This is a genomic window from Pseudomonas sp. MD330_10, assembly GCF_042610415.1.
GTDB classification, from domain to species: domain Bacteria; phylum Pseudomonadota; class Gammaproteobacteria; order Pseudomonadales; family Pseudomonadaceae; genus Aquipseudomonas; species Aquipseudomonas rhodesiae.
Genome location: NZ_JBHGZU010000161.1, coordinates 1 through 237 on the forward strand (window position 1 = coordinate 1; position 237 = coordinate 237).

At 63.7% G+C, this 237-nt stretch carries 1 pseudogene; it reads left to right on the top strand.

Annotated elements, in window-relative coordinates:
• Positions 1 to 185, top strand: a pseudogene (locus tag ACFZPT_RS27040) (MFS transporter); the annotation flags it as partial.
• Positions 186 to 237: the final 52 nt, after the last annotated feature.

A 237-nucleotide genomic window follows, 5' to 3' on the forward strand; every position in this document is an offset into this window, starting at 1 on the left:
AAGAACCCGGCGCCTGGATCACCCTGGCGGCCCGTCGCCGAACGGCGCTGCTGGTGGCCGCGCTGCCCGCGTGGATCTGTGCGCTGGCGGTGTTCGTCGGCCTGGAGGCGGTGCCGTTGTTTATGTTGGCGCTGTCGACGATGGTGCTGTTTTATATCTACCGCATCCCCCGTCAGTTGGGATGATTCGCCGCTGGCTTGCGCTGCTTGTGTTTGTGCTGAGTTCCCAAACCCATGC